The sequence below is a fragment of the Corynebacterium sp. KPL1814 genome, assembly GCF_000478175.1.
GTDB lineage: Bacteria > Actinomycetota > Actinomycetes > Mycobacteriales > Mycobacteriaceae > Corynebacterium.
The window spans coordinates 1-5,087 of record NZ_KI515774.1; the positions used below are offsets into that span (position 1 = coordinate 1).

The 5,087-nt window shown below is 54.0% G+C and carries 2 rRNA genes and 3 pseudogenes; 3 read left to right on the forward strand and 2 right to left on the reverse strand.

Going from position 1 to position 5,087, the window contains the following annotated elements:
- Together HMPREF1257_RS00005 and rrf are read left to right on the forward strand one after the other, a co-directional pair.
- A 23S ribosomal RNA gene (locus tag HMPREF1257_RS00005) occupies nt 1–2,720 on the forward strand; the annotation flags it as partial.
- A gap of 155 nt (nt 2,721–2,875) precedes the next feature.
- Nucleotides 2,876–2,993 (forward strand): 5S ribosomal RNA (rrf, locus tag HMPREF1257_RS00010).
- 577 nt (nt 2,994–3,570) lie between these two features.
- On the opposite strand, the pseudogene HMPREF1257_RS11685 reads toward rrf, so the two are convergent.
- Nucleotides 3,571–3,779, reverse strand: a pseudogene (locus tag HMPREF1257_RS11685) (integrase core domain-containing protein); the annotation flags it as partial.
- Between the two features lie 48 nt (nt 3,780–3,827).
- Here HMPREF1257_RS11685 and HMPREF1257_RS12130 point away from each other — a divergent pair.
- A pseudogene (locus HMPREF1257_RS12130) lies at nt 3,828–4,675 on the forward strand (IS3 family transposase); the annotation flags it as partial.
- A gap of 91 nt (nt 4,676–4,766) precedes the next feature.
- Here the strand turns inward: HMPREF1257_RS12130 and HMPREF1257_RS00020 are convergent.
- A pseudogene (locus HMPREF1257_RS00020) lies at nt 4,767–4,976 on the reverse strand (integrase core domain-containing protein); the annotation flags it as partial.
- Between the last annotated feature and the right edge of the window lie 111 nt (nt 4,977–5,087).

A 5,087-nucleotide genomic window follows, 5' to 3' on the forward strand; every position in this document is an offset into this window, starting at 1 on the left:
TGCATTGTTGTTAGGTGAAGTGGTTTGGAATGATCTGCCGGAGTAGGTGAGAGTCCTGTAGCTGAAGATGATGATGTGGGGGTTGTTGGGTTCCCGAGTAGCAACGGGCTCGTGGAATCTGTTGTGAATCTGCCGGGACCACCCGGTAAGCCTAAATACTCAGTGTGACCGATAGTGGATAGTACCGTGAGGGAATGGTGAAAAGTACCCCGGGAGGGGAGTGAAATAGTTCCTGAAACCATGTGCTTACAATCCGTCAGAGCACTTTTTATGGTGTGATGGCGTGCCTTTTGAAGAATGAGCCTGCGAGTCAGCGGCATGTCGCGAGGTTAACCCGTGTGGGGTAGCCGTAGGGAAACCGAATCCTAATGGGGTGGTAAGTGGCATGTCCTGGACCCGAAGCGGGGTGATCTACCCATGGCCAGTGTGAAGCAGCTGTAAGAGGTTGTGGAGGCGCGAACCCACGTAGGTTGAAAACTGCGGGGATGAGCTGTGGGTAGGGGTGAAAGGCCAATCAAACTCCGTGATAGCTGGTTCTCCCCGAAATGCATTTAGGTGCAGCGTCGCATTTAGCTTGGTGGAGGTAGAGCGACTGGTTGGTTGAGCGGGACTACAATCTTAGCAATGTCAGCCAAACTCCGAATGCCATCAATTGTGTTGTGCGGCAGTGAGACTGTGGGGGATAAGCTTCATAGTCGAGAGGGAAACAGCCCAGATCGCCGGTTAAGGCCCCTAAGGGTGTACTAAGTGGAAAAGGATGTGGGATCGCGAAGACAGCCAGGAGGTTGGCTTAGAAGCAGCCATCCTTGAAAGAGTGCGTAATAGCTCACTGGTCGAGTGGTTCTGCGCCGACAATGTAGTGGGGCTCAAGTACACCGCCGAAGCCGCGGCAAGCAACAATTTTTTGTTGTTTGGGTAGGGGAGCGTCGTGCATGGGTGGAAGCGTTACCGTGAGGAGGCGTGGACTGTGTGCGAGTGAGAATGCAGGCATGAGTAACGAATTGTAAGGTGAGAATCCTTACCGCCGGATGACTAAGGGTTCCTGGGTCAAGTTCGTCTTCCCAGGGTGAGTCGGGACCTAAGGCGAGGCCGACAGGCGTAGTCGATGGATAACCAGTTGATATTCTGGTACCCGTACATGTGCGCCCATGATAAAGCACGGATACTAACCACTGCGGATACGCTACCTAGCATTCTTTGAGTGTTGGTGGTGTTGATGTCGTGGGGCCTGATGTGTGGTTCAAGTGATGGGGTGACGCAGTGAGGTAGCCGCGCCACTTACTGGATTGGTGGTGTAAGCGTGTAGGCCGTGTGGTAGGTAAATCCGCCACACATATAGGTTGAGGCGTGATGCGTAGACCCAAAAGGGTTGATGGTGGTGATCCTGTACTGTCGAGAAAAGCCTCTAGCGAGTGTGTGTATGGCCCGTACCCTAAACCGACACAGGTGGTCAGGTTGAAGATACTAAGGCGTTCGGGTGAACTGTGGTTAAGGAATTCGGCAAAATGCCCCCGTAACTTCGGGAGAAGGGGGGCCCTGTGACGTGAAGACCCTTGCGGTTGGAGTGTTGTGGGGTCGCAGAGAATAGAGGGAAGCGACTGTTTATCAAAAACACAGGTCCATGCGAAGACGTTAAGTTGATGTATATGGACTGACGCCTGCCCGGTGCTGGAAGGTTAAGAGGACCGGTTAGTAACCTTTGTGGTTGCGAAGCTGAGAATTTAAGCCCCAGTAAACGGCGGTGGTAACTATAACCATCCTAAGGTAGCGAAATTCCTTGTCGGGTAAGTTCCGACCTGCACGAATGGCGTAACGACTTCTCTGCTGTCTCGACCACAGGCCCGGTGAAATTGCATTACGAGTAAAGATGCTCGTTACGCGCGGCAGGACGAAAAGACCCCGGGACCTTCACTATAGCTTGGTATTGGTGTTTGGTTCGGTTTGTGTAGGATAGGTGGGAGACTGTGAAGCTATCACGCTAGTGGTGGTGGAGTCGTTGTTGAAATACCACTCTGATCGGATTGAGCATCTAACCTTGGCCCATGATCTGGGTTGGGGACAGTGCCTGGTGGGTAGTTTAACTGGGGCGGTTGCCTCCCAAAATGTAACGGAGGCGCCCAAAGGTTCCCTCAGCCTGGTTGGCAATCAGGTGGTGAGTGTAAGTGCACAAGGGAGCTTGACTGTGAGACAGACATGTCGAGCAGGGACGAAAGTCGGGACTAGTGATCCGGCACCTACTTGTGGATGTGGTGTCGCTCAACGGATAAAAGGTACCCCGGGGATAACAGGCTGATCTTCCCCAAGAGTCCATATCGACGGGATGGTTTGGCACCTCGATGTCGGCTCGTCGCATCCTGGGGCTGGAGTAGGTCCCAAGGGTTGGGCTGTTCGCCCATTAAAGCGGCACGCGAGCTGGGTTCAGAACGTCGTGAGACAGTTCGGTCTCTATCCGCCGCGCGCGTTGAAACTTGAAGAAGGCTGTCCCTAGTACGAGAGGACCGGGACGGACGTACCTCTAGTGTGCCAGTTATCCCGCCAGGGGTAGTGCTGGTTGGCTACGTACGGAAGGGATAACCGCTGAAAGCATCTAAGCGGGAAGCCTGTTTTAAGATGAGGTTTCTTTTGAGGTCCCCTAAAGACTATGGGGTAGATAGGCCAGACTTGGAAGCACTGTAAGGTGTGAAGGCTACTGGTACTAATTGACCAAAACAAACACACCACAACAACCCCAAACATTATGTGTGAGGGATGATTGTTGGGTGGACTTGTGAAGCGAGTAAACAAATAAATGAACACATTCTTGTGTGTCGCGTCCACTATGCAGTATCTGACACAACACCACACACGAAGTGGTGGGTAGTGTTCTTTTAGGTTTGTCGGTGGTTCATAGCTACAGGGAAACGCCCGGTCCCATTCCGAACCCGGAAGCTAAGCCTGTACGCGCTGATGGTACTGCAACCGGGAGGTTGTGGGAGAGTAAGTCACCGCCGACACCAAACAACAAACAACTAAATAGTGTTTATACGGTAGTCCCCGAAAGACCATCACCCCGAATAATTGTGGGTGGTTGGTGTTTCGGGGACTAGTCGTCGTTTCACCCCCGCTCATGTAGGCGACTTGTACTCTGTCGAGCTGGCAGAATGCGTGGCGGGGTGTCGTGGTTTTACCCCCTAGTGTCAGGTGTGGTGGGTAGGGTGAATCCGTGTTAGACGAAAACACATTCGACTTAACCGGTTTACTATTCCCGGGGGATACGACCACGATGACAAGTAGCACACCACCACCCACCACCAGGCACGAGCCAGTAGGCGACACCACGCCGGGGAATACCCGCCTGGCCGGCGAGCCACTGGACTACGACACCAACACTGACGCTACTACCGGCACTGATGCTGAGGCTGAGGCAGGGGTACCGGTCGTCTTTTATGCCACCAACACACCCGGCAATCCTATTGCTGCAGCTGGAGCACACGCCCGGAAGAACTCCTGGGTGTTCTACCAGTCACTCCTTCCCGACCTCGACGATGATGACGGGCCTGACCCCCGGAAAGTAGACACGACGGGGGTTAGCTATGCTGCTTGGGTCAGTGTAGCTGATGTGAGTGCTTCGAAGTCATCGGGGCTAGAAGGTTGCACCAGGAATGCCGTCTGCGGGTGTTGTAGCGCATGCACCATCGAAAGACTTCCTGCCGGCAGATAATGGGATTATCAAAGACTTTCCGATCACGCAGAACTTCACGCTTTAAGGTGGCGTTAAATGACTCTGCCAGGGCATTATTGAAGCGTCCTGGGTTTAGTTCCTACCTCAGCTAAGGAAGGATTGAACTATGCCTAGAAAGTATTCCGTTGAGTTCAAGGAGAAGGCGGTCCATCAGATCATCGAAATGGTCCGCCTGGAGTCTTGCTCACTGCAACGCGCCTACACGGAGGTCGGTGAGCTGCTTGGAGTATCTCACCACACGTTGCGGGCTTGGTACCGTGACAGCGCTTCAGTACGTGATGACTCTGACGCTTCAGGCGGCGAAACAATGGAAGAAGAGCTTGGGGCGTCTGCGCCGAGAAAACCGCGAACTGAAACGAGCAAACGGGATTCTTAAGACTGCTTCGGCTTTTTTCGCAGCGGAACTCGACCGACCCTAAGACCAAATGATCTCTTACATCGACGCGTATAAAGATCAGTTTGGGGCCCGGGTCCATCTGCCGAGTCCTTAAACAAGCAGATCGTGGATTCATTACTTCACGCGGCTACCGCAAAGCCACCACACGTGTTCCCAGCGCAAGAGCCTTAAGCGATAGCCTGCTCATCCCAGAGATACAGCGTGTGCATGCGGAGAATTTCTCGGTCTACGGCATCCGCAAAATGTGGCACGCGATGAACCGCGAAGGCTTTCATATTGGTCGCGACAAGACCGCACGTCTGATGAAACTCGCAGGTGTTTCCGGCCGCCGACGTGGACGAACCCCTGTGACAACGATTAGCCCGAAGGCACCGGATCATCGCCCAGACCTTGTACAGCGAGACTTCCGTGCGCAGGCGCCAGGCAGGTTGTGGGTTGCCGACATTACCTACGTTCGCACCCTGTCAGGATTCGCCTACACCGCATTTGTCGTGGATGTATTCAGCCGAAAAATTGTTGGTGTCGCTACACGATCGACAATGCGCACCGACGCGCTGTGGGGTTGCCCGCAAATCGTGGACACCTAGTCAAGCTACCTAGTGGTTAGGCAGCTATTTCTTCTTCGTTTCTGGTTTGGGTGGTGTGGTTTTCGAAATCGACGGGGCTGACCATCCCGAGGGCGGAGTGCCGGCGTCGACGGTTGTAGACCACTTCAATCCAGTAGGCAACGGCCTTGCGGGCAGCATCGCGGGTTGGCCAGCGCTTCCGGTCGTAGAACTCGGTTTTCAGCGTCGACCAGAACGACTCGGCCATCGCGTTATCGAAGCACACCCCGGTACGCCCCACAGACTGAACAACACCTAGGTTGCGGCGCACCTCCCAGGAGAGTGTCTAATGGTTTGTGTGTGGGAACCTAACCCGCATAAGGAGATGAACCAGAATGACTACTATGGCGAGACGAGATCCGGC